The following is a 24,526-nucleotide window of genomic DNA, read 5'->3' as shown; positions in this document are numbered from 1 at the left end:
TGCGCAAACGTTTGTATCCGAGCCCCGTTCACTCAGAGCGGGGCTCTTGTTTCTGTAGACGTATGGGATAGGAGGTGCTGGGGCCATGGCCGAGCAACTGTCGCTGTTTGGTTCACCGGAACCGGAGGAGGCTCTGGTGAATTCCGTGCCTGCCGCTGCCTCGGCTCAGCCTAAGCCTGCACCCGAGCCCATCACCGCCTATGCGAGCGTGGTCCTCGACATCCCGACGCGTGCGTTGTCCGAGCCATTCGCCTACGGCATCCCGCAAACCCTTGCTAACGAGGCCCAGATCGGATCCACGGTCCTAGTCCATTTTGGTAACCGTGCCGCCGCGGGCTATATCGTCGACATCGCGCCTGAGCTGGGCGATCTGCAGGGCAACAACGCCCTCGACCCTGCGCTCATCAAGCCCATCGAGGCCATCCTCAGCAAACCGCTCTTTACCGCCGAAGCCGCCCGTATCGCACGCTGGATGAGCCGCGAGTATGTCGCGACGCTTTCCGAATGCCTGCGCCTGTTCTTGCCCCCGGGCGGCAGCCCGCGTGTGGTTAAGGGTGACGACGGTGTGTGGACGGTTGAACGTCCCGCCGTGAAGCCTATCCAAAACCGCTGGGTCATGCTTACGCCCGAGGGCTTTGACTACACGCCGCCCAAGACCGCGGTCCGCCAGCGGCAGCTCATCGAGGCGCTCCAGTGCGGCCCGGTTACGACGCGCGATCTCAACCTTCTCTATAACAGCATGTCGGCGACCATCAAGGCGCTCGAAAAGCGCGGCGTCGTGGTGGTGGAGGAGCGCCGTGCGTGGCGTGGCTGCAGCGAGCAGACCACGCTGTCCTCGGCAAGTGGCAAGGCGCCGGTCTCCCTTACTAACGGCCAGCAACAGGCACTCGCGCAGATTGAGCGCGCCCGTCTGGACGCTCATGGCGACGTGGTGCTGGTTGACGGCGTCACCGGCTCCGGCAAAACCGAGGTGTACCTCTCCGCCATCGAGCGCGTGCTGGCGGCTGGCCGCTCGGCCTGCGTGTTGGTGCCCGAGATCTCACTGACGGCCCAGACCGTCGGCCGTTTTCGCTCGCGCTTTGGCGAGACGGTCGCCGTGTTCCATTCGCGCCTTTCGGCCGGCGAGCGCCTGGACCAGTGGGATATGGTCGCCAGCGGTGCGGCCCGCGTGGTCGTCGGCGCTCGCTCGGCGCTCTTTTGTCCGCTCAGGGACTTGGGCCTCATCATTATCGACGAGGAACACGAGACCAGCTACAAGCAGGGTTCCAGCCCACGCTACCATGCGCGCGAGGTGGCGGCTGAGATGGCGCGTCGCTATCGCTGCCCGCTCGTGTTGGGCTCGGCCACACCTTCTGCCGAGGCGCTCGACCGCTGCCGCCGCGGCACGTTCAATGGTGCCACCTGGACGCGCGTCGAGATGCCCGAGCGCCCGGGACACGCCGTGCTGCCTACGGTGCGTATTGCCGACCTGCGTCGTGAGTTCTCGCACGGCAGCCGCTCTATGTTCTCAAAACCTTTGATGGAGGGCTTGGAGCGTGTGGTCGAGCGCCGCGAGAAGGCCGTGCTGCTGCATAACCGCCGTGGCTTTGCACCGTTTTTGATGTGCCGCGAGTGCGGTTGCGTCCCCACCTGCAACCACTGTTCCACGGCGCTCACGTATCACGAGCGCACACACACGCTGCAGTGCCACACTTGCGGTTCGTCCTGGCGCGTGCAGCCCTATCCGGCGCCCACGAGCCGCTGCCCCAAATGCGGCAGCCGCTACCTGGCAAAAATGGGGCTGGGCACGCAGCAGATCGAGGACGCACTGCACCAGATGCTTCCCGAGGACGTCGCCATTATTCGCATGGATGCCGATTCCACGCGCGGCAAGGATGCGCACAAAAAACTGCTCGAGCAGTTCGATGCGGCCGATTGCGCCGTGTTGCTGGGCACCCAAATGATCGCAAAGGGTCTCGATTTTCCCGAGGTCACGCTCGTGGGCGTGGTCAATGCCGACTTCGCCCTCAAGCTGCCGGACTTCCGCGCAGGAGAGCGCGCCTACGACCTGCTGGAACAGGTGGCGGGCCGTGCAGGTCGCGGCGATCGCCCCGGTGAGGTGATCATTCAGACCTACCTGCCCGAGGATCCGGTCATTCGCGCCGTCGCTGAGCATGACCGTTCGATCTTTACCGACTACGACCTGAATCAGCGCCGTGACGCGCTGTACCCGCCGTTTGTTTGCCTGGTCAACATTTTGGTGTGGTCGGCGAACCGAGACGACGCGCAGGACTACATCGGGCACATTGCAAAGCTGCTTAAGCGCCGTTGGCATGCCGCCTCGCCCGACTTTTTGCGGGCGGGGAGCGCCTTTCCCCAAGTGCTTGGCCCGGCTTCGTGTGTAATCGAGAGAGCCAAGGACCGTTATCGCTTCCACCTGCTTGTGAAGTCGCCCGTGGGGTACCATGTCTCTGATGATATCGATGCCTGCCTCAAAGAGGTGGGCTCTGTGCGCGGCGTGAGCGTGAGCGTTGACGTCGACGCCTATGATTTGATGTAACAACCCGAAAGGATGGCCATGGAAGCCAACGGAATCGTACTGTCGCCCGACCCTCGTCTGCGCCAGGAGTGCGCCGTCATCGAGGAGATCACCCCGGCGATCGAGGCGCTTGCCGAGAAGATGAAGAAGATGATGTTCGAGAACGCTGGCTGCGGCCTAGCTGCCCCGCAGATCGGCGAGCTCATTCAGCTCGTCACCATCGACTGCGACTATAGCGACAAGTACGACTACGATCCGTACGTGCTCATCAATCCCGTCATTGTTGAGCAGAGCGACCATCTGGTGCCGTATAGCGAGGGCTGCCTTTCCATTCCTGGCATTAGCTGCGAGATCGAGCGTCCCGATCACGTTGTCGTCGAGGCGTATGACTTGGACGCCAACCTGATTCGCTACGAGGCCTCGGGCGATCTGTTCTGCGTGTGCCTGCAGCACGAGATCGACCACCTGCACGGCAACACCATGTTCGAGCGCCTTAAGCCTATGCAGAGGATTAAGGCAGTCAAGGAGTACCAGGACGCCCTGTCCCGCGGCGCTCGACCGGGCGAGACGGAGTAGGTCCCACCGTCCCCGGTGCTGAGCGCCCACATATCATCCCGTGCTCAAACATTCTCGCTTTGCTGCGAAACTGCGCGCGGGACGATATGTGGGCGCTCAGCACCGGGGACTGCGTTGTTCTTGCTCGGTTCGCCCGGGTGCCGTTGGGCCAGGGAGGGGCGTCTTCGCTGATAATTGCTTTGCTGAAAGAGCTGCTTTCATTGCGGCTCTTTCTTTGGTTTTGGGTATATTTGTTCTTGTTGAATTGTCATTGCGGATGGGCTGGGTACTTGGCTTTCCGCTGTTATTTGTAGCCGTCTCGGCTTTGGTTGAGGGGAGACGTTCTTTATGCGTATTGTGTTTATGGGTACGCCCGATTTTGCTGTGCCTTCGTTGACTTCGCTTGTTGAGGCTGGGAATGAGATTGCGCTTGTTGTTACTCGTCCTGATGCTGTTCGTGGGCGTGGTAAGAAGCTGGAGCCGTCTCCTGTTAAGGCTAAGGCGCTTGAGCTGGGGTTGCCGGTTATTGAGGCTAATCGTATGACGCCTGAGGTTGTTGAGGCGCTCCAGGCTGCCCAGGCTGACATTTTCTGCGTGGCTGCTTATGGCTGCATTTTGCCTGATAACGTGCTGCATATGGCACCGCTCGGCATTGTGAATGTTCATGCTTCGCTGCTGCCTCGTTGGCGTGGGGCTGCTCCTATTCAGCGTGCGATTCTCGCTGGTGATGAGATTGCTGGCGTTTCTATCATGCGCATCGGGCATGGCGTGGATACCGGCGCTTATTGTGCCCAGGCGTCTACGTCGGTTGCCGGTAAGCATGCTGAGGCGCTGACCATGGAGCTTGGTGAGCTTGGCGGTAAACTGCTTGCCGATACGCTTCCTTCTCTTGCCGATGGCACCGCTGTTTGGACTGAACAGGATGAGTCGCTCGTCACTCATGCTGCTAAGATTTCTAAGCAGGAGATGCGCCTGGATCCGCAGATGGCGGCGCTCGATTGCGTGCGTCATGTGCTTGCTTCGTCCGGTACCGCACCTGCTCGCTGCGTGATTGCCGGCAAGACGGTTCGCGTGCTCGATGCTGCGCCGGCCGATGTGTCGCTTGGCGAGGGCGCTGTTGCCGTCAAGAGCAAGCGTGTTTACCTGGGCCTTTCCGATGGCGCGGTTGAACTGCTTGAGGTTAAGCCCGATGGCAAGCGTGCCATGGCTGCTTCTGCCTGGGCTGCCGGCCTGCAGGGTGCCGACCTGACGTGGGGTGTTTTGTCATGAGTAAGCTTTCCCCCGCGCGCAAGCTTGCGCTCGATGTGTTGATGGAGGCCGATCGCCGTGGCATGTACGCGCGCGACGTGTTGTCTTCACGTGCTTCCGCCAAGGCCATTGACCAGCGCGATTCTGCTTTTGCCGCTCGTTTGGCGCTCGGTGTTGCCGCCACGCAGGGTATTCTGGATGAGCTGCTCGATCAGTTTTTGGACAAGCCCAAAAAGGTCGCGCCGCGCGTGCGCATGGCGCTTCGCATCTCGGCCTTCGAGATGCTCTATCTGCATACGCCGGGCCGCGTTGCCGTAAGCCAGGGTGTTGAGCTGGTGCGCAGCGGTGCTAAGTCTGCCGCGGGCTTGGCTAACGCGGTACTGCACAAGGTTGCGGACAACGTTGAGGACTTTGCCACGGCATCCGACGTGGATGAGTCCGAGCGCCGTTTGGTTCGCCTTTCGCGTTTGATGGGTCTTCCTCGCTGGTTGTGCGCACGTATTATGGCCTCGTTCGATACGCCCGAGGGCGCGCTCAATTTTGCCGGCAATCTCGCTCCCGCGCCGCTTGCGCTGCATGAGAATGCGTTTGCGACCAAGGACGACCCGTATATCTCGCAGCTCGTTGCGCCTGTCTTCCCGGGCTGCCATGCTCCGGTTGATGCCCAGGTTACCGTTGCTTCGGGTGTGTTTGAGCGTGCTGCCGCGGTGGCATCTGATCTCAACGCGCAGCTTATCGCAACAGCCGCCACGCGCCCTGGTAGCTGCCTTGAGATTGGTGCCGGTCGTGGCACCAAGACCTATGTGATAATGTGCCAGGCCAAGCGTGCGGGATATGAGCGTCAGCATACGGCGCTCGATCTTCATGATCGCAAGTGCGATCTGAATCTCGCTCGCCTGCATAAGGCCGGTATTCAGGGCGTTCGTACGGTTTCGGGTGATGCGTGCGAGCTTGATGAGGTGCTCACATCGTTTGATGCCATGCTTGGCAAGCCGGTTAAATTCGACACGGTTTTTATCGATGCACCGTGCTCTGGCACCGGAACCATGCGTCGTCATCCCGAGATTCCGTGGCGCCTGACCGAAAAGGATGTGGCGGTTGAGCTGCCCAAGCTGCAGCTGACGATGCTCAAGGAAGCCGCTGCGCGCGTTGCTGCCGGCGGCGAGCTCATCTATGCGACGTGCTCGGTCTTCGACGAGGAGAACACGCAGGTGGTGGACGCTTTCCTGAACTCACCCGAGGGTACCGGCTTTACCGTGGCGCCACTCTCCGAGGCGCAGATCCTGCAACTCCCCGAGTTCGATCAGGCTAAGAAGCTTGTCTCCGTACGTCAGAACGATCGAGGCCTCTTCCAAAGCGTGCCGGTAAACGCCGATTCCTACGACGGCCACTTCTGCGCCCGCCTGGTCCGTAAGTAACTACTAAGTTGCGGTGAAATAGGGATTGAATAGCGGCTTTTACCTGCCAAACAGTCCTTATTTCACCGCAACTCATAAGGAAACCTGGGTAGCTAAAGAATCAGCCCCGCGATCGGTGTTGATCGCGGGGCCGCGTTGTTTCTAGTGGCTGTGAGGGCAGTTGGCGCAACAGCCGCTGGTGGCGCTGGTGCTGGAGCCGCCACTGCGCTGGTCGGTGTTGTAGAAACCGCTGCCGTCGAACTTAATGCCGCTGGCCGAGAACGTCTTGGATGCTGGGGCGCCGCAGCTGGGGCATACGACCTCGGGCGTCTCGGACATGGGGTGCTCAACCTCAAACACGTTGCCGCAGCTCGAGCACTTGTAATCGTAGCGTGCCATAATACTTCCTTTTCAGCACAAAGCGGGCAGATCGCTCTGCCCGCAAAAATTCAAACGTCTGTAACTGTACCCTATATCGGGCGTTTTATCACGCCTCACCCCAGAATCTATGGGTGTTGCGCAGGAGCTGCCCAGTTTTGCCCTCGGCGGCCGCAACGTCGGCCTCGTCAGCCTGCCAGGTCCAGTTGCCCGTAGCCACGCCCGGTACGTTCATGCGCGCGTCGTCGCCAAGTCCCAGGAGATCCTGCAGTGGCATCATCACCAGAGGAGCGTCGCTTGCCAGCGCGTCGCCCATCAGCTTGGCCGCCACCTCAACTCCGCTCGGCTCATCGCCGCCCGCAAAGGAGCGCGTGCACCAACCGGCCAGCGTCGAGGTATCGTGCGTCGAGGTGTACAGGATCTTGCCAGGCGTGGGATGCACGCCGCAACGAACGTCGTAGTCGCTAAACTCCAGCACGTCCATGCCGGGGAAGCCGCAGGTCGAAGCCATGGCGCGAACACCGGGCGTCAAATAGCCCAGGTCCTCGGCGATAAAGTTGAGCGGACCCAGCTCGTCGTAGGCGGTCTGGAACAGGTCCTTGCCCGGTCCCGCCAGCCAGCGGCCGTCGGCGCAAGCCTTGCCCGCGGGGATACTAAAGTAGCTGTGGAAGCCCAGGAAGTGATCCAGGCGCACGCGGTCGTAGAGCGAAAACGCACGACGCAAGCGATCCATCCACCAGCCATAGCCGTTCTGCTTCATGTGGTCCCAGCGGAACGTCGGGTTGCCCCATACCTGGCCCTCGGGCGCAAAGTTGTCGGGCGGCGCGCCCGAAATTTCAATCGCCTTACCAGTGTCGGACAGCCAGAAGTTCTCGGGCTCGCTCCACGCATCGGCCGAATCGTCGGACACGTACATGGGAATATCGCCGATAACCTCGATGCCCTTCTTGTGCGCGTAGTTCATGAGCTCGCACCAAGCCAGGTCAAAGCGGTACTGCATGTACGCCTGAAGCTCGGCCTCGTCGTGGAAGCGCTTGTCGTCGATCAGATGCTCGTTGTAGCGCGCGACATCCGCCGGCCAATCGTGGCGCGACTCGCCCTCAAAGTACTTCTTAACGGCCATGTAGACGCAGTACTTCTCGAGCCAATCGGCATTGCGATGTTTAAACGCGGTGTACAGCGGATCGGCATCCTCGCCGCCGCGGGTCTTCCAGACGGTGAAGTCGGCGGCCAGCTCCTCGTGGCTCTCGGGCAGTAGGTCGATGTTGCCCGCAAAAGCCGAGGGCCCGGCATAGGGGGAGCGGAAGAAATCCGTCGGGTTGACGGGCAGGACCTGCCAGTAGCGCATGCCCATGGCGGCCAGATGGTCGATAAAACGACGCGTGGGCGCACCGATCGTTCCCGGTTTGCCATCGTCAGTCGGTACCGAGGTGATGTGACAAACGACGCCCGCGCCGTGATCGAGCGGCTCTTGCAGACGCTGCTCGGCGTGGTGATAGATGATCGACGACCCCAGCGGATACAAATCGAGCGTGACGGTACCGTTGTGGATTTCGCACTCGTGACCGCTGATCACGTCGCTCGCGCATTCGCCGAGCGCCGGGATCGTCACGCAGTGCGAATTGCGCAGGCTGCGGTTGATGATAACCGTCGCGGCCTCGCCGTCTTTACCGGTACGGTTGTAGGCCAGCACCTCGTCATTGAGCGCAAAGGCCTTGATCTCTCCGTCAACCATAAACGGCAGCGCGCGGCGCACAGCAGATGCGTTCTTGACGATTGCAAACGTATCGAAGTCGTGCAGGTCTTCCTTGGTCGGCATGGTGCGGCGATTACCCGGATCGGTCAGGCCCTCAAGGCCGTACTCGTCGCCATAGTAAATTGAAGGCACGCCGGGGAACGTCATCTGCATGAGCGTTGCAAGCCAAAAACGGCTCTTGGCCAGGCCCATCGAGTTTTCGTCCAGGCGCCACTTGCTGCGCTCGCACTCGGGTAGCTGCGACTCGTCAGGGCCGCCGCCGAGCACCGAGATAATGCGCGGACGATCGTGGCTCGAAAGCAGATTTAGTGCGCAAGACAGTGCCTCACGCGGATAGTTCTCGCGTAGGGTCTCGATATCCTCAGCTGCTTGGTAGGCGTTTTTGTAGCCCATCAAAAAGCCGATGACCATGTCGCGGAAGGGGTAATCCATGGCCGAGTCGAGCTCGGAGCCCTGCAGGTAACGACGCAGGTGGCCATAGCTGATCTTGTTGGAGGCGTCTTCCCAGACTTCGCCGAGCAACAGAGCATCGGGCTTTTCGGCGAGTACTGCCTTCTTGATTTCGGCCAGGAAGTCATCGGAAAGCTCGTCGGCCACATCCAGGCGCCAGCCGTGAGCGCCGGCGCGCAGCCATTTACGAATGACGCCGTCCTTGCCCAGGAGCCGCTCGCGTACCAGTTCGGAGCTCTCATTGATAGCGGGCATATTGCCCACGCCCCACCAACAATCGTATGAGCCGTCCTCGTGGAAATAAAACGCATCGCGCCACGGCGAATCCTCGCTCTGCCACGCGCCCACGCCGGGGTAGTTGCCGTAGCGGTTGAAGTAGATCGAATCGTCGCCCGTGTGATTGAACACACCGTCCAAAATGATGGAAATGCCCAGCTTCTCGGCCGCCTCGCATAGCTCGGTAAAGTCCTGCTCGGTGCCCAGAATCGGATCGATCTTGGTGTAATCGGCGGTGTCGTAGCGGTGGTTGCTCGCGGCTTCAAAAATGGGGTTGAGGTAGATGGCTGTAAAGCCCAGCTCGGCGATGCGAGGCAGGTCTTCCTGGATACCCTTGAGCGATCCGCCGTAGAAGTCCCAGGTCTTGATGGAGCCGTCCTCGGCGCGCTCGTAAACGGGCGGCTCGTTCCAGTCCTCGACCATCCGGCGCTGGATTCCGTTGCGCGGTTTTTCGACCTCGGCCAGCGTGCGCTCGCGCCAGTTTTCGTCGCGGGCATAGCGATCGGGGAAGATCTGGTAGACCATTCCGCGCTCGTACCACTCGGGTCGAACTTCGCGGTGCTTGTAGACGGTGACCTGGAATGACGGCACCTCGGCGTAGTCATAGGTTACGCCTTCGCCGCCGGTGCGGCCCTGTGGTGCGCCCAGGCGAACCTCGGGCTGGCCCTCGATATTGCAGATAAAGCTGTACCAGATGAGACAGGGCTCGGTGCACTCAAGCTCTACGGTAAATATGCCGTCGCCTTCGTGCGTCATGGGATATCGAGACTCGCCGATCTCATCGACCCAGGTGCGCAGCGTAAGCGTTGCCTGCGCGGGATCGGCATCCTCCAGAATCACGGAAAGCGAAAGGGTGGTTCCTGTGGTCACAGCGCCAAACGGAGTGCGAAACTGCGGAAGACGGCTGTTGTGTATCAATCTCATAGTATGGTCCAGTTCAATAGAATCATGGCCTGCTGGCCATGGGCTTTACGCACAGGATGTAAGTATATATGTTGTACACAGGCTGTATAAACAACATCCGTTTACCATCGGCGAACGGTTGTCCTAGAAAATCGTTTTACCAACTACCTACAGAGAAGGGGCGCCCGGTTGGAGCGCCCCTTACATAGGGTTTGATTAGGTTTTGAATCGTCTGTGGGCTAGCGGCGCTTGCGGGTGGCCGTTGCCTTGCGGACGGACGTCTTCTTGGTTGGAGCCTTTTCCTCGGCCTGAGCGGCGGGGGAGACCGGAGTCTCCTTGGCAGGCTCGGGCTTAGTCTCTGCCTTCGGGGCGGCCTTGACCTCAGCGGTCTTCGGCGCCGGCTTGGCCTTTACCTCATCCTTGGGCTCCACTTTGGCAGCAGCGGACTTAGCCTCTGCCTTGGTAGCTGCGGCCTTAGTCGTGGTCTTTTTGGTCGTCGTCGTGGTGCGCTTGCGCGTGGTGGTCTTGGCGGCCGGCTTTGTCTCGACAGTTACCTCGGCCTTGGGCTCGGCGGGGGTTTCCTCGACCTTGACAGCGGGCTTTGCGGCAGCCTTCGGAGCGGCCTTGGTCGCAGTAGCCTTGGCGGCCGTCGACTTCGTTGCCGTGGTTTTCTTGGCAGCTGTTGCCTTCTTGGCGGTCGTGGTCGTCTTCTTGGCAGCGGTCTTTGCCGGAGCCTTGGCGGCCGGCTTGGCCTCAGCGACCTCGGCCTTTACCTCGGGAGCAGCCTCGGCCTCGGCGGCCTTCTTGGCAGCGGCGGTCGTGCGTTTGCGCGTGGTCGCTGCCTTGGCAGCCGTGGTTTTAGTCGCGGCAGCCTTGGTCGTCGTAGCCTTCTTGGCGGTCGTCTTACGGGCCGTGGTCTTCTTAGCTGCGGGCTTTGCGGCGGGCTTGACCTCGGCCTCTGCCTCAGGAGCAACCTCAGCCTTCACCTCAGGCTTGGCCTTTGCGGGCTCAGCCTCAACCGGCTTCTCCTCGGCCTTGGGCTCCTCAGCGGCCACCGGCTCAGCAACAGCCTCAGGTTCGTCGACAACAGCCGCCGGCCTCACGATCTCCGGATGCATAAAGAAGTACAGGTCCAGATACTTATCGGCCGAGCGCGTCCAGCTAAAGTCCTGGCTCATGGCCTGCGTGACCAGCTGGTTCCAGGCCTCGCGGTTATCCCAGAACAGACGCGCCGCGCGGAACACGGCGTCGCCCATCTCGTCACCGTTAAAGTTGCTAAACGAGAAGCCCGTGCCCTCGCCGGTAAACTCGTTGTACGGCTGCACGGTGTCCTTCAGGCCACCGGTCTCGCGCACGATGGGCAGCGTGCCGTAACGCATGGCGATGATCTGCGACAGGCCGCAGGGCTCAAACTTCGAAGGCATCAGGAACATGTCGGCGGCGGCGTACATGCGCTGCGACAGCGCAGGATCGAACTCGATGCGCGCGGCCATGGTGCCGGGGTACTTGTCCTGGAAGTAGCGCAGGCCGTCCTCGTAGTCGCGGTCGCCGGTGCCCAACACGGCCACCTGCACGCCGCCGGCCAAAATGCGGTCGAGCGCGTACATGACCAGGTCCATGCCCTTCTGGCGCGTCAGGCGCGTGACCATGACCATGAGCGGACGGTCGTCGCGCACCTCGAGCCCCAGCTCTTCCTGCAGTTTGGCCTTGCACACGGCCTTGCCGGAACGGTCTTCGACCGTGTAGTTGGCGGCAATGCGCTTGTCGGTCGCCGGGTCAAAGCCCGCCACGTCAATGCCGTTGAGGATGCCCTGCAGCGCGTACGAACGCTCGCGCAGAACGCTGTCCAGGCCCTCGCCAAATTCGGGCGTCTGGATCTCGTTGGCATAGGTGGGGCTCACCGTGGTGATGGCATCGGCATAGCGCAGCGCGCCCAGCATGTAGTTGATGCTGCAGGCGTCGCAACGCAGCTGCGAGGCGGCCGCCGGAATATGCGCTACGCCCAGGATGTCCTCCATCACGGTGTCGCTAAACTGGCCCTGGAACGCCACGTTGTGGATCGAGAACACGGTCTTGACGCGGTCGTACAGCGGCAGGCCCTGGTAGAACTCGCGCAAGAACACTGGCGCCAGCGCCGTCTGCCAGTCGTTGCAGTGCAGGATGTCGCACTCAAAACCGGCCGGCAGGTGCTGCAGACTCTCGGTGATGGCCTTGGAGAAGAACGCAAAGCGCTCGCCGTCATCAAAGAAGCCGTACGGATAGTCGCGCGCAAAGTAGCGCTCGTTGTCGATGAACATATAGGTGACGCCGTCGTGCTCGAGCTTCTCGAGACCGCAGTACTCGTTGCGCCAGCCCAGGCTCACGTAAAAGTCGGAGAAGTGCTCCATCTGCGCCTTGTACTCGTCCTTGATGGTGGCGTACTTGGGCACCATGACGATGACCTCGGCGCCGGCGCGCACAAGCGCCGCGGGCAGCGAGCCCGCCACGTCGCCCAGGCCACCGGTCTTTACAAACGGTGCGCACTCGGCCGAGGCAAACACGATCTGCATCTTTTTGCTGGAATCTGCCATATTGTCTCCCATGTTGCAATTCGAGAATAGCCGCCTGGCGCTAACCGGGCGGCTATTCTACATGTTACGAGCGATGTTGCGGTGCCAACGTTAACGTACGATGGTGGTGTCGGAAGTTAACGGAGCCTTGCCCAGCACCAGGATGTTCTCGGGCGTGCCGCGAAGCTCGGTGTTGGTGGGAACCACGTTGTTCTTGTCTAGAATGGCGTTCTCAACGCGGGCGCCGCTCTTGATGATGCAGCTCTGGTTGATGATCGAGTTGGTCACCGAAGCGCCCTCCTCGACCACGACGCCGCGCGACAGGATCGAGTTGCGCACGGTGCCCTTGATGATGCAGCCGGCCGAGATGATCGAGTTGCACGCGTGGCTGCCGGTCGCATAGCGCGAAGGCGGCACGTCGTGGGCCTTGGTCAGAATCGGGCGCTCGGGATCGAAGAGCTGGTCGGCTACTGTCTGGTCGAGCAGGTCCATGCTGCGGCGATACAGCGACTTCTCGCTAAACACGCCCACGACCTCGCCCTTGTACTCGTAGCTGCACACGTCGATGTTGCCAAAGTCGCCCTGGAGTGCCTCTAGCAGGTCCAGATAGTCGGCGGCCTGGTAGTGGTCGATGATCTCGAGCAGCGTCTCGCGGTTGACGATGCAGCAGTCCATAGAGGCGTTGTCGCCGTACACGACGCCGGCGCTCACGCCCGTCAGGCGGCCGTTCTCGTTAATCTCGAGCTTGGTCTCGTCATCAACATTGCGCGTGGCCTTGCAGTACACCACGGTCATCTGGGCGCCAGAGTTCTCGTGCGCCTCGATGATGGTGTTGAGGTCCATGTTAAAGATGATGTTGGTGCCCATCATCACAACATAGGGCTTCTGCGAGCGCTGGAACAGTGTCTTGTTGGAGATGATGTCGCGCAGCAGGAAGCGCATGCCGCCCTTGGTGGTGCCATACGCGTTGCCGGGGACCATGAACAGGCCGCCCTTCTTGCGGTCCAGGCCCCAGTCCTTGCCCGAGCCCACGTGGTCGATCAGCGAGCGGTAGTTACCCGGCATGACGACTCCAACGGTCTTGATGCCGGCATTCATCATGTTGGACAGCGGAAAGTCGATCAGGCGGTAGCGGCCCAAAAACGGAACGGACGCGATGGGGCGGTCCTTGAGCAGGACACTGCCGTAGGACGAAGAGTAGTTAGCGGTGATATAACCGATGGCCTTGCGATTGATCATCGGATCATTCCCCCTTCCCGATAACGACGTCATTTCCAACGACGGCCGTATCCTTGGTGGTATCGACAGAGCCGAGCTTCACGCCCTCTTCGACCGTGGAGTTCTCGCCCAAAATAGCGCGGCAGATGTGCGCGCCGCTCTTAACGTGCGCGCCCGGCAGTAGCACGGAGTCCTCGACCACGGCGCGCTCCTCGATGATGACATCGGTCGAAAGGATCGAGTGGCGAGCGGTGCCGTAGATCTTGCAGCCATTGGAGACCAGGCAGTCGTCTAGGCGGCCGTCCGGGCCAATGTAGTGCGGCGGACGCGTGGTGATGTTGGACATGATGGGGAAGTTCTTGTCGAACAGATCGAACTCGGGGTTGTTACCCAGCAGGTCCATCGAGGTCTCATGGAAGCTGGCGATGGTGCCGACGTCCTTCCAGAAGCCGTGGAACTCGTAGCTGTACAGGCGCTTGTTCTCACCGAGCAGCTTGGGGATGATGTCCTTGCCAAAGTCGTGGCTCGAGCGCTGGTCCAGAGCGTCCTCCTCGAGCGCCTCGATCAGCACGTCGGCCGAGAAGATGTAGATGCCCATGGACGCGAGGTTCGAATCGGGCTTCTCGGGCTTCTCGGTGAACTTGGTGATGCGGCCGTCCTCGGGGTCGGTGGTCAGGATGCCAAAGCGGCTGGCCTCCTCCCACGGCACGGGCATAACGCTCACCGTGAGGTCGGCGTTGTTCTCAATGTGCGTCTTGAGCATCTTGCGGTAGTCCATGCGATACAGGTGATCGCCCGAAAGAATCAGGACGTACTTGGGGTCGTTGGCCTTGATGTAGTCGAGGTTCTGCGTAATGGCGTCGGCCGTGCCCGCATACCAGGCGCCGCCGGTCTGCGTCTCGTACGGCGGCAGGATCGACACGCCGCCGTCGCGGCTGTCCAGATCCCACGCCTCGCCGGATCCCACGTAGGCATGCAGCAGGTAGGGACGGTACTGCGTCAGAACGCCCACCGTGTCGATGCCCGAGTTGGAGCAGTTGGACAGCGAAAAGTCGATAATGCGGAACTTGCCACCAAAGCTAACCGCCGGCTTAGCGATCTTTTGGGTGAGTGCCCCCAATCGGCTGCCCTGTCCTCCTGCGAGGAGCATCGCGATGCATTCTTTCTTACTCATCGATTTCTCCTTCTGTCATCGATGTTCCTAACCCATTAGCGACGGGCGCGGCGCTCTGTCACGCCCGTCGAGTAATGCCGTACGGCAAAGGGAGCTCGCGCGCCTTTACGCGTGCCAGATCTCGTCGCGGTACTCGCGAATGGTGCGGTCGCTCGAGAACCAGCCGGAGGAGGCGGTGTTGAGCAGGGCCTTGCGGTTCCAGGTCTCCTGGTCGCCGTAGCTGTTCGTGAGCTTCTCCCAGGCGTCGACGTAGCTGCGGAAGTCTGCCATGACCAGATCGGGGTCGTTGTTGTTCATGAGCTCGTTGTAGATGCTCTCGAAGTTGCCCGAAAGACCCGCAAAGGTGTTGTCCTTGAGCTCGTCCATAACGCGGCCCAGACGCTCGCGGTCGCCGTTGAGGGTATCCCACGCAAAGTAGCTGTTGGATGCCCAGAGCTGCTCGACCTCGGGAGCGGTCAGGCCAAAGATGGCCTCGTTCTCGCGGCCGGCCAGGTCGGCGATCTCGATGTTGGCGCCGTCGAGGGTGCCCAGCGTAATGGCGCCGTTCATCATGAGCTTCATGTTGGACGTGCCCGAGGCCTCCTTGCCGGCCGTGGAGATCTGCTCCGAGATCTCGGCGGCAGGGTAGATGAGCTGGGCGTTGCTCACGCGGAAGTTGGGGATAAAGCAGACCTTCATGACCTCGTTGACGCGGGCGTCGTTGTTGATGACATCGGCCACGGAGTTAATGAGGCGGATGGTCTCCTTGGCAAAGGTGTAGCTCGAGGCCGCCTTGCCGCTAAAGATGAAGGTCGTCGGCGTCACGTGGAAGTTAGGATCGGCGATGCGACGGTTGTAGATGTCCATCACCTTCATTATGTTCATGAGCTGGCGCTTATAGGCGTGGAAGCGCTTTACCTGGACATCGAAGACGGTGTTGGGGTCGATAACCAGACCGGTCTCGGCCTTGACGTAGGCGGCCAGACGCTCCTTGTTGGCGCGCTTGGAGGCACCCACGGCCTTCAGGAACTCGGTGTCGTCCTTAAACTCCTTGAGTTTCTCAAGCTCAAAGGCGTCTTTGAGCCAGCCATCGCCAATGGTCTCGGTCACGAGCTTGGCGTAGGTGGGGTTGGCCTCGGCAAAGAAGCGACGGTGCGAGATGCCGTTGGTCTTGTTGTTGAACTTCTCGGGCGTCAGGGCATAGAAGTCCTTGAGCACGATGTTCTTGATGATGTCGGAATGGATCTTGGCCACGCCGTTGACGCTGTGGCTGCAGATCACAGACAGGTTGGCCATGCGAATCTCGCCGTCCCACAGGATGGCGGTCTGGCGCAGACGCTCCTGCCAGCCCTCCTTCGTGGTGTCGAACGACTCGTGCCAACGACGGCTGATCTCGTCGATGATCTGGTACACGCGGGGGAGGAGCTTGGAGAACGTGCCGATAGGCCACTTCTCCAAGGCCTCGGGCAGGATGGTGTGGTTGGTGTAGCTCACGACCTGCGTCACGATGTTCCAGGCGTCATCCCACTCGAGCTTCTTCTCGTCGATGAGGATACGCATGAGCTCGGGGCCGCACATGGCGGGGTGGGTATCGTTGGTGTGGATGGCCACAAACTGCGGCAGCAGCTCCCAGTTCGCGCCGTGCTCCTTCTCAAAGGTGTCGAGCAGGCTGTAGATACCGGCCGAAACAAACAGGTACTCCTGCTTCAGGCGAAGCAGACGGCCGTGCTCGCCGGCGTCGTTGGGGTAGAGGATGGCGCTGATGGCCTCGGCCTCAGCGCGCTCGGCATCGGCCAGAGCATAGTCGCCGCGGTTGAAGGCCTCCAGATCAAAGTGCTCCTCGACCGGCTCGGCGGCCCAGACGCGCAGCTTGTTGACGGTCTCGCCGGCATAGCCCACGACGGGGATGTCATAAGGGACAGCCAGGATGTCCTGCGTGTCCACCGTGCGGTAGAACGTGCGGCCGTTCTCCTCAAAGCCCTCAACATGGCCACCAAACTTAATGGTCACGGCCTTGTCCTGACGGCGGACCTCCCAGGGATAGCCATGGGTGAGCCACTCGTCGGTGGTCTCGACCTGGCTGCCGTTAACGATCTCCTGCTTAAAGAGGCCGTAGCGGTAGCGCATGCCGTTGCCATAGCCGGCGATGCCCTCGGCTGCCATGGAATCCAAGAAGCATGCGGCCAGACGGCCCAGGCCGCCGTTGCCCAGGGCCGGATCGGGCTCCTGCTTCTCGATGACGGACAGGTCGAAGCCCATGTCGTCGAGCGCCTCGGCGACCATGTCGCGCACGCCAAAGTTGAGCAGGTAGTTGTCGAGCAGGCGACCGATCAAAAACTCGATCGAGAAGTAGTACACGCGCTTCTTGCCCTCGGCGGTGACGCGGGCGTCACTCTTGGTGGCAACGGTGCGCGCCTTCTCGGCCACGAGCTTGGCTAGGGCGTTAAAGCGGTCGAGGTCACTGGCGGCCTCGACGCTCTTGCCGCTAATGCTCATGACGGCATCGCGATAGAGCTCGGAAAACTCCTGCTTGTTGTCGAAGATCTTATTCATACGTTCCTTCCCCCGGGGATGTTTCTCCCGGAACGGTTATGACTTGTATCCTACGCCTCGTCGGGGCGGGTAATTACAGCTGTAACGGTTTTGTTACGCATCCTTGGCAGATGCCTTAACAGCGCCTGTCTTGGACTTGGGAGCAGCCTTTTTGGTGGCCGTCTTCTTGGCCGTGGCCTTAGCGGCGGGCTTTGCAGCCTTAGTCTTTGCCTTCGCCTTTGCCGGAGCCTTCTTAGCAGCCGCAGGCTTGGGCTTCACCGAAGACGTACGCTTTTTGGGCGCAGCCTTGGGCTCCTCGACCACGGGCGGCTTATAGCTGCTGGGACCGCGGCGCTTAAGCACCACGCCTGCCAGACCGGGCACCTTAATCTCAATGGAGTCCATCTGCCCGTTCCAGGGATAGGGCTCGCTCGAGCAGGTGTAGGGCTCCTTGCCGGCATAGCCGCTGCCGCCAAACTCGGGACGGTCGGAGTCAAAGATGACCTCCCAGTCACCCTCGCGCGGCACACCCACGCGGAAGCTCTCGTAGCTCGCCGGGTCAAAGTTGATCAGGATCACCAGGTCGTCGTCGATGTCCTCGCCCTGGCGCACAAAGCTCACGATGGACTGCTTGGAGTTGTCCGCGTCGATCCAGGTAAAGCCGTCATCGGTGTAGCCGCGCTCGTACAGGGCGGGCTCGGCGGTGTACAGGTGGTTGAGCGCCTTGATAAACGCCTGATGATGACGGTGGGTCTCGTACTCCTCGGTCAGGAACCACTGAATGGACTCGTAGTAGCGCCACTCAATAAACTGGCCGATCTCGTTGCCCATAAAGTTGAGCTTGGCGCCGGGGTGCGTCATCTGGTAGAAGGCCAGCGTGCGCAGGCCGGCAAATTGGCGCCACCAGTCGCCCGGCATGCGGCCGATCAGCGAGCACTTGCCGTGTACGACCTCGTCGTGGCTCAGCGGGCAGATGAAGTTCTCGGTAAAGGCGTACATGATGGAGAACGTGAGCAGCCCGTGGTTGCTGGGGCGCCACGGAAAATCGGTCTGCATGTAGTGCAGGGTGTCGTTCATCCAACCCATGTCCCACTTGTAGTGGAAGCCCAGGCCGCCGTCCTGCGGCGGATAGGTCACGAGCGGCCACGCGGTGGACTCCTCAGCCATCATCATCACGTCAGGGAAGTGGGCCTCCACGGCGCAGTTGACCTGGCGGATAAAAGCGCTGGCGTCCAGGTCCTCCTCGGTACCGTACTTGTTGAACTTCTTTTGGCCCGGATCGTCGATGCCAAAGTTGAGGTACAGCATGCTGGACACGCCATCCATGCGGATGCCGTCAACGTGGAAGTTCTCGAGCCAGTACAGCACGTTGGAAACAAGGAAGGAGCGGACCTCGCCGCGGGCGAAGTCAAACTTGTGCGTGCCCCAGTTGGGGTGAATCTCGTGCTCAAACAGCATGTGGCCGTTAAAGGAGGCAAGGCCATGGGCGTCGGCGCAAAAACCGCCGGGTACCCAGTCCATGATCACGCCAATGCCTGCCTCGTGGCACGCATCGATAAAGTGCATGAGCTGCTGCGGGTTGCCGTAGCGCGACGTGGCGGCATAGTAGCCGGTCGTCTGGTAGCCCCATGAGCCATCGAAGGGATGCTCCATGAGCGGCATGACCTCGATATGCGTGTAGCCCATGTCGCGCACGTAGTCCACGAGCTCCACCGACAGGTCGTCGTAGGTGTAAAACTCGCCGCGCTGCGCGGGGAAGGGGTCCATGGGGCCTGGGTAGTTGCCGTACTCGTCCGGCTCGCCCTGCGGCGCATCGCCGTGGCGCTTCCACGAGCCAATATGCACCTCGTAGATGTTGAGCGGCTGCGACATGTGGTTGTGGCCAGCGCGGCGCTTGAGCCACGCGGCATCGTTCCACTTATAGCCGTCGAGTGTCCACAGCACGCTCGCAGTACCCGGAGGGCACTCGGCCCTAAAGGCATACGGATCGGCCTTGTAGAGCTTTTCGCCCTCGTTGGTCTCGATGAGATATTTATAGAGCTGACCTTGTTCTGCGCCAGGAATAAAGCCTTCCCAAATAGCGCTCGTATGCACGGGCACCAGAGGGTTGGCTTCCTCATCCCAGTCGTTAAAATCGCCAATGACATGCACGCTCTTTACATCGGGCGCCCAAACGCAAAAGCGCCAGCCGCGCGTACGGTTCTGCGTGTCGGGGTGCGCACCCATCTTTTCCCAGCTGCGCTCCCACGTGCCGATGCCAAATAGATAGACATCGTCCTTGGTGAGCTCCGGTGCGTGCGGGGCGGCTTTACGGGTTGCGGGCTTTTTAGCCGTTGGCTTTAGCTTTGTATCGCTCACGTTTGATCCCATCATGACGCGGCAGCGTGTTGCCTTGGTGACTAGATGCGAAAGGTCCAAGGCTGCACGAATCGAAGGGACGGCGATAGTTCTATGATTCGTTCCACCTCGCGTGCTCGGTGGAACTTTCGGCAGAAACTACGATAACACCTGTACGTTACTTTTATGAAGGAAAGTGGTTTTAGGGCGGCGTTTAATCGGTAAGCGCCATGTTTAGACCACTGGCAGAATTGCCGTGGTAAAACTCTTGACAGTTTTACCAATTAGGGTTTCAAGATTGTTAGTTTGACGTTTGGTAAAACGTTTTTAGCAGGATGTTTACCATTTGACATCGAAAGGTTCGTTTATGTCCCAGACCGCCGCCCCCAACGTTGCTTTTATTTTCGATTGCGACGGCACACTGGTTAATAGCACCCCCGTTTGGGCCTATGCCCAGCCCGAGTTATTGCACCGCCACGGAGTCGACGTGACGGTCGACGATTTTGCCCAGTTTGAGCATTTGTCGCTCGAGGACGAGTGCCAGGCCTACCACGACACCTGGGACATTGGCGCGAATGGCGAAGAGCTGTATCGCGAGCTGAGCGACATCCTGATCGATGGCTACTCCAAGGTGCCGCCGCGCGAGGGGCTCCTGGTATTTTTGGAGCAGGCGAAGGCGGCGGCCATTGCCATGTGCGTTGCCACGTCCACACCGGCCGAGCTGGTTAAGTCTGCGCTTGCGGGTGCCGGGCTCGATGCCTACATGGAGTTTGTGACCACCACGGGCGAGGCGGGACGCTCCAAGCAGTTCCCCGACGTGTACGAGCTGGCGTTGCGTCGCCTGGAGGAGCGCCATGGGCACAAGTTTGAGCGCACGTGGGTGTTTGAGGACGCGGTCTTTGGCCTTAAGAGCTGTGGGGCCGCCGGCTTTAAGCGTGTGGGTATTTATGATCCGCACGGCCGCATGAAGCGCGACGACGTACGCACCAACTGCGATATCTTTATCGACAGCTATGAGGACCTGGATTTGGCCCGCGTGCTTGCATTTGAGGGATAGGCGAGGGCTGTGGCTTGTAAGGTATTAGTGGTCTGCGGCTCGCCCGTGGTGGCGAGCGCGGACCTGTTGAGTAGGCTAGTGGGGGAGTGCGATCACGTTGTCGCCGTGGACCGCGGGCTCGATGCGCTGCTGGGCGCCGGCCTGGGCTGCGACGTTTATGTGGGGGATGCCGACACGGTGAGCGATGCGGGCCGCGCGCTGATCGATGCCGCCACCGACTTTGAAGTTGAGCGCCACGACCCGTACAAGGACTATACCGATCTTGCGCTGGCGCTTGATTCCGTCCGCCGTCGCTGGCCAGGTGCCGAAGTAGTTGCGACCTGCGCCACCGGCGGCCGCCCGGATATGGCGCTTTCCGTACTGGGCCTGCTCGCGGGCTACAATGACGCCCCCGTCTGGATTGCCGAGGACAAGGTGGTCGCCCGCATCCTTCGCGCAGGCGAATCGTGGACTATCGAAGGTGCCGAAGGAAAGACGTTTTCTATCATCGCCATTGCCCCCAACACCAAGGTAAGTGAACACGGTCTAGAGTGGGAGCTAGACCACAGCTCTCTGGACCTGCTAACCGACACAGGCGTCAGTAACATAGTAAGAACAACAGCCAACATAACCGTCCGCCAAGGAACCGCAATTGGATTCCTATTCGCGTGAGGGTTTTATCGGGACGGAGCAGGGATTTTAGGGCCTGTCCCAAAAATCCCGTAAGGCACCCCAACAACCCAAAAAAGTCCTTGCATCAAAGAAGGTCTTCCCCTATAGTATCTCCTCGTCACGGGGGCGTAGCTCAGCTGGGAGAGCGCTTGACTGGCAGTCAAGAGGTCAGGGGTTCGATCCCCCTCGTCTCCACCATTGTGATTTAAAAGGCCATCGGATATCCGGTGGCCTTTTTTCATACCCATCAACCCCACAAACCAAAGTGACGCGTACACCCGCGCCCACCCCATAAAAAGTTGCGCAATTCCTTCCCGGTTTTGTACAAAGTTTGTTAGCCAAAGATAATAGTTTGAGCAATTCACGCCGCCAGCAATGCAACTCAGGCAGTGCTCACCAACCCACACGCCCCCATAAACCTGCGGCAATGTTTGCAAGACGGCACAATATCCCCCATAACCACGGCAAATAAACAATATGTTGCTCAATACACCCCAAAACGCATGGGCTGCCTGCTGTGCTAGAATACCTAACGTTACATGGGTTCAACTGTGCTAACGGCTCCAGCAAGCCGCAATGCACAGGGTCGATCAGCATCCGGCCGTAACGGCGGTGCCAGAAAAACCACGAGCTCCAATAGCGTCGTCATGCGTATCGCATCGAAAGTGTTTGTACTTGACTTTGTTCAAGCTGTACTTTCGAATCGGTATCTCATGACAAATCGCAGCAGTTCTGCAGCTGTTTGCGTGCGGTCCAGTTTTGTACCCGCTTGACTGGTTCGCACGCAGCCAGCTGGAGTCGCGGTCATTTTGCGTTACACGTCCGCGTCTCCAGCAACTGCGCTTATACATACCGTTTACGGTGGGACAGAGCCACGTGCTTGTCTAACTGGGCTCAGGGTTTGAATATGGAGCGCCTTCGCGCATGAGCGCCCTGGCGAAGCCATACCCAAACCCCGTGAGCCACACGTAAGACAGCAAGGGGGTGGTGCTCGTGTGGTATGTGATCCAGGTCATTAACGGTCGCGAAGACGTAATGCGCGAGCGCATCGAGCGCATGGTGCCGGCGAGCGCCATGCAGGAGCTCTTTTACCCCCAATTTCAAACCGAGATCAAAGTACACGGCGAATGGGTCAATACGACCAAGCCGCTCTTTCCCGGTTATCTTATCTGCGATACGGCAGATCCCCGTACCGTGCAACAGTATCTGCTGCGTATGGACGACTTTGCCCGTGTGTTATCCCAGGATGGTCAGTTTGTGCCGCTGGCAAAAGAAGAGACCCAGCTCATTGGCAGTTTTACCAATAGAGGAGACCGCGTAGTGCCCATGAGCGAGGCCTTAAAAGACGGCGACCAGGTCGTAGTGACGGCAGGTCCACTGTTGGGCCACGAGGGCCTCATCAAAACCATTAATAGACGCAAGAGCACTGCTTATCTGGAGCTCGACCTGTGCGGCCGACGTGTGACTACGCGCGTTGGCCTTGCCGTGCTTTCGGCCGAACAGCGCGTAATGCGAAACCTAAAAAAGGCGATCGCCTAGCTGCTGGCGGACGCTACACAGAACAGGGAGGATCCCCGATCTGGGGACGAAGTGTTGAAAGAGAACGTGTCGGATAAACCTCAATATGCAACGGATGCGCCCGCGGGGGCGACGCTCATCGCTCAGGCCATGGACCGGCGTGAGGGCGGCGATCGCTACAAGGCCATGCAGTCCATCATGGACTGGGATCGTTCGCGCCTGGCCTACCGCGCCGTTAAGCGCGCCTTTGACATCGTGTTCAGCGGCTGCGTGCTGGCCGTCATAGCCGTACCCAGCCTTGTGCTTGCCGCGGCCATCCGCCTAGAGAGTGAGGGCAACCCCTTCTACAGCCAGATCCGAGTGGGGCAGACCCGCCCCGACGGCAGCCTGTCCACCTTCCGCATGTGGAAGTTCCGAAGCATGTACAAGGACGCCGACGAGCGCCTCGCCGAGCTCAAGGAACAAAACGAGATCGCCGGCGCCATGTTCAAGATGAGGGAGGATCCCCGCGTCACGAAGATCGGCAAGTTCATACGTAAGCACTCCATCGACGAGTTCCCGCAGTTCCTCAACGTGTTCCTGGGCCAGATGAGCGTGGTGGGCCCGCGCCCGCCGCTGCCGCGCGAGGTTGAGCAGTACACCGAGTACGACCTGCAGCGCCTGGCCGTGAAGCCAGGCATCACCGGCTGGTGGCAGGTGACGGACCGCAATTCGACCGATTTTGACGGCATGGTCCAGCGCGACCTTGAATACATCGCTAAGCGCGGGATCATCACGGACCTCAAGATTGTCGTCCTTACGGTAATCGAGGTCATCACCGGTAAGGGTGCGTGCTAATGCTCGATAATTATTCAAAGTATTCCGAGCTCAATCGCGTGCCGGTAATTGATGTCCCGATTACCGGCACGAATATGCCTCACTGCATTCATTTTCTTACTGAGCATATCGATGAGCTCCGTGGCGAATACATCTGCGTTTCTAATGCACATACGTCTGTAATGGCCCACGATGATCCTTCCTATTGGGCTTGCCAAGCTGAATCCGTCATGTCTGTTCCTGATGGAAAACCCCTGTCGATTGTTGGTAGAAAGGCTGTTGCATCAATGGACCGCGTTACTGGTCCAGACTTGATGCGAGAGATTTTTGAGATCTCCAGCCTGCACGGATGGAGCCATTACTTCTACGGAAATGAGACGAAGAACCTCGAGGCGCTCAGAGATGCGCTTCAAAAGGAATATCCGAGCTTGGAAATCGCAGGCATGGAACCCTCCGTTTTCCGTCCACTGACATATGGCGAAAAATGCGATTTATCCCAACGTATTGCCGACTCAGGGGCCGATTTCGCATGGATCGCGCTTGGTGCGCCTCGTCAGGAGCTTCTTATGCACGAACTCAAAGGGGGGCCGCAGCCGCTGATGATCGGCGTTGGTGGCGCGTTCAACGTTCTCGCCGGAGTGGTACCGGAGGCACCGATCTGGATGCAAAACCTAAGCCTTGAGTGGCTATACAGACTTATCCAAGAGCCGAAACGACTTTTCAAACGATATCTAGTTACTAATACCAAATTCCTCTTTTACCAGTTCACGGGCGCCAAGCGCAAGGAAGGCAAGTAGATGAAATCCACCACCGCATTCAAAGACAAGACCCTGATGATCACGGGCGGCACCGGCTCGTTCGGCAACACCGTCCTCAAGCACTTCATGGACACCGACCTGGCCGAGATCCGCATCTTCTCTCGCGACGAGAAGAAGCAGGACGACATGCGCCACCGCCTGCAGGAGAAGTCGCCCGAGCTCGCCTCCAAGGTGCGCTTCTTCATCGGCGACGTCCGTAACGCCCAGTCGGTGCGCGACGCCATGCACGGCGTGGACTACATCTTCCACGCCGCCGCCTTGAAGCAGGTGCCCTCCTGCGAGTTCTTCCCCATGGAGGCCGTGCGCACCAACGTCATCGGCACGGACAACGTGCTGCACGCCGCGATCGACGAGGGCGTCGACCGCGTCGTGTGCCTGTCCACCGACAAGGCGGCA

The 24,526-nt window shown here is 60.1% G+C and carries 17 protein-coding genes and 1 tRNA gene; 11 read left to right on the top strand and 7 right to left on the bottom strand.

The genetic code is table 11. The annotated features are described in order from the left end of the window. Positions 1–85 precede the first annotated feature (85 nt). From priA to DWY05_RS01815, 4 genes are all read left to right on the top strand, one after another. The gene (gene priA, locus DWY05_RS01830; protein WP_233503944.1) at positions 86–2,539 is read left to right on the top strand and encodes a primosomal protein N'; all 2,454 of its coding nucleotides are present in this window, start codon (positions 86–88) and stop codon (positions 2,537–2,539) included. An 18-nt stretch (positions 2,540–2,557) separates the two neighbouring features. Continuing rightward, positions 2,558–3,094, top strand: a complete 537-nt coding sequence (gene def / locus DWY05_RS01825) for a peptide deformylase (RefSeq protein ID WP_117820220.1) — start codon at positions 2,558–2,560, stop codon at positions 3,092–3,094. Between the two features lie 327 nt (positions 3,095–3,421). Then, positions 3,422–4,342 (top strand): methionyl-tRNA formyltransferase, encoded by a 921-nt coding sequence (gene fmt, locus DWY05_RS01820; RefSeq protein WP_117820219.1) that lies wholly within the window; start codon positions 3,422–3,424, stop codon positions 4,340–4,342. Then, a complete protein-coding gene (locus tag DWY05_RS01815) occupies positions 4,339–5,739 on the top strand; it encodes an RsmB/NOP family class I SAM-dependent RNA methyltransferase (protein ID WP_117820218.1) in 1,401 nt (466 codons plus the stop codon). The genes fmt and DWY05_RS01815 overlap by 4 nt, the downstream gene beginning before the upstream one ends. Positions 5,740–5,880: 141 nt before the next feature. On the opposite strand, the gene DWY05_RS01810 is transcribed toward DWY05_RS01815, so the two are convergent. The 7 genes from DWY05_RS01810 to glgB all read right to left on the bottom strand — a co-directional run bounded on the left by DWY05_RS01810 (position 5,881) and on the right by glgB (position 19,306). Next, a complete protein-coding gene (locus tag DWY05_RS01810; protein ID WP_117820217.1) occupies positions 5,881–6,117 on the bottom strand; it encodes an FmdB family zinc ribbon protein in 237 nt (78 codons plus the stop codon). Positions 6,118–6,205: 88 nt separating this feature from the next. After that, complete coding sequence (locus DWY05_RS01805; protein WP_117820216.1) at positions 6,206–9,502, bottom strand: 4-alpha-glucanotransferase; 3,297 nt, start codon at positions 9,500–9,502, stop codon at positions 6,206–6,208. A 218-nt stretch (positions 9,503–9,720) separates the two neighbouring features. Then, the gene (gene glgA / locus DWY05_RS01800) at positions 9,721–12,051 is read right to left on the bottom strand and encodes a glycogen synthase GlgA (protein ID WP_117837172.1); all 2,331 of its coding nucleotides are present in this window, start codon (positions 12,049–12,051) and stop codon (positions 9,721–9,723) included. Positions 12,052–12,141: 90 nt separating this feature from the next. Beyond that, positions 12,142–13,269, bottom strand: a complete 1,128-nt coding sequence (glgD, locus tag DWY05_RS01795; RefSeq protein WP_117837171.1) for a glucose-1-phosphate adenylyltransferase subunit GlgD — start codon at positions 13,267–13,269, stop codon at positions 12,142–12,144. A 4-nt stretch (positions 13,270–13,273) separates the two neighbouring features. After that, positions 13,274–14,422 (bottom strand): glucose-1-phosphate adenylyltransferase, encoded by a 1,149-nt coding sequence (locus DWY05_RS01790; RefSeq protein ID WP_035138263.1) that lies wholly within the window; start codon positions 14,420–14,422, stop codon positions 13,274–13,276. 105 nt (positions 14,423–14,527) lie between these two features. Further along, positions 14,528–16,954 (bottom strand): glycogen/starch/alpha-glucan phosphorylase, encoded by a 2,427-nt coding sequence (locus DWY05_RS01785; protein WP_117837170.1) that lies wholly within the window; start codon positions 16,952–16,954, stop codon positions 14,528–14,530. Between the two features lie 93 nt (positions 16,955–17,047). Beyond that, positions 17,048–19,306, bottom strand: coding sequence for a 1,4-alpha-glucan branching protein GlgB (glgB, locus tag DWY05_RS01780; protein WP_117837169.1), 2,259 nt, complete (start codon positions 19,304–19,306; stop codon positions 17,048–17,050). Positions 19,307–19,637: 331 nt separating this feature from the next. Between glgB and DWY05_RS01775 the strand changes: the two genes are divergently transcribed. From DWY05_RS01775 to DWY05_RS10070, 7 genes are all read left to right on the top strand, one after another. Then, positions 19,638–20,327, top strand: coding sequence for an HAD family phosphatase (locus DWY05_RS01775; protein ID WP_117837168.1), 690 nt, complete (start codon positions 19,638–19,640; stop codon positions 20,325–20,327). 9 nt (positions 20,328–20,336) lie between these two features. After that, positions 20,337–20,978, top strand: a complete 642-nt coding sequence (locus DWY05_RS01770; RefSeq protein WP_117837167.1) for a thiamine diphosphokinase — start codon at positions 20,337–20,339, stop codon at positions 20,976–20,978. A gap of 122 nt (positions 20,979–21,100) precedes the next feature. Beyond that, positions 21,101–21,176 (top strand) — tRNA-Ala (locus DWY05_RS01765). 789 nt (positions 21,177–21,965) lie between these two features. Beyond that, positions 21,966–22,517: an antiterminator LoaP gene (gene loaP / locus DWY05_RS01760; RefSeq protein ID WP_231500779.1), complete on the top strand. Its 552-nt coding sequence runs from the start codon at positions 21,966–21,968 to the stop codon at positions 22,515–22,517. Between the two features lie 66 nt (positions 22,518–22,583). Beyond that, entirely contained in the window at positions 22,584–23,333 is a 750-nt protein-coding gene (locus DWY05_RS01755) for a sugar transferase (RefSeq protein WP_231500778.1), read from the top strand. Further along, positions 23,333–24,109 (top strand): WecB/TagA/CpsF family glycosyltransferase, encoded by a 777-nt coding sequence (locus DWY05_RS01750; RefSeq protein WP_197032793.1) that lies wholly within the window; start codon positions 23,333–23,335, stop codon positions 24,107–24,109. The genes DWY05_RS01755 and DWY05_RS01750 overlap by 1 nt, the downstream gene beginning before the upstream one ends. Beyond that, positions 24,110–24,526: polysaccharide biosynthesis protein (locus tag DWY05_RS10070; RefSeq protein WP_233511289.1), on the top strand; the 417-nt coding region annotated here is incomplete at its 3' end.

The organism is Collinsella sp. AF23-4AC (assembly GCF_003462685.1).
In the GTDB taxonomy this organism is placed as follows: Bacteria; Actinomycetota; Coriobacteriia; order Coriobacteriales; family Coriobacteriaceae; genus Collinsella.
This window is presented reverse-complemented; position numbering and strand designations above follow the sequence as displayed.

Coding starts and splice junctions, on each gene's coding strand:
- priA (WP_233503944.1), top strand. CDS start 86: ATGGCCGAGCAACTGTCGCTGTTTGGTTCACCGGAACCGGAGGAGGCT.
- def (WP_117820220.1), top strand. CDS start 2,558: ATGGAAGCCAACGGAATCGTACTGTCGCCCGACCCTCGTCTGCGCCAG.
- fmt (WP_117820219.1), top strand. CDS start 3,422: ATGCGTATTGTGTTTATGGGTACGCCCGATTTTGCTGTGCCTTCGTTG.
- DWY05_RS01815 (WP_117820218.1), top strand. CDS start 4,339: ATGAGTAAGCTTTCCCCCGCGCGCAAGCTTGCGCTCGATGTGTTGATG.
- DWY05_RS01810 (WP_117820217.1), bottom strand. CDS start 6,117: ATGGCACGCTACGATTACAAGTGCTCGAGCTGCGGCAACGTGTTTGAG.
- DWY05_RS01805 (WP_117820216.1), bottom strand. CDS start 9,502: ATGAGATTGATACACAACAGCCGTCTTCCGCAGTTTCGCACTCCGTTT.
- glgA (WP_117837172.1), bottom strand. CDS start 12,051: ATGGCAGATTCCAGCAAAAAGATGCAGATCGTGTTTGCCTCGGCCGAG.
- glgD (WP_117837171.1), bottom strand. CDS start 13,269: ATGATCAATCGCAAGGCCATCGGTTATATCACCGCTAACTACTCTTCG.
- DWY05_RS01790 (WP_035138263.1), bottom strand. CDS start 14,422: ATGAGTAAGAAAGAATGCATCGCGATGCTCCTCGCAGGAGGACAGGGC.
- DWY05_RS01785 (WP_117837170.1), bottom strand. CDS start 16,954: ATGAATAAGATCTTCGACAACAAGCAGGAGTTTTCCGAGCTCTATCGC.
- glgB (WP_117837169.1), bottom strand. CDS start 19,306: ATGATGGGATCAAACGTGAGCGATACAAAGCTAAAGCCAACGGCTAAA.
- DWY05_RS01775 (WP_117837168.1), top strand. CDS start 19,638: ATGTCCCAGACCGCCGCCCCCAACGTTGCTTTTATTTTCGATTGCGAC.
- DWY05_RS01750 (WP_197032793.1), top strand. CDS start 23,333: ATGCTCGATAATTATTCAAAGTATTCCGAGCTCAATCGCGTGCCGGTA.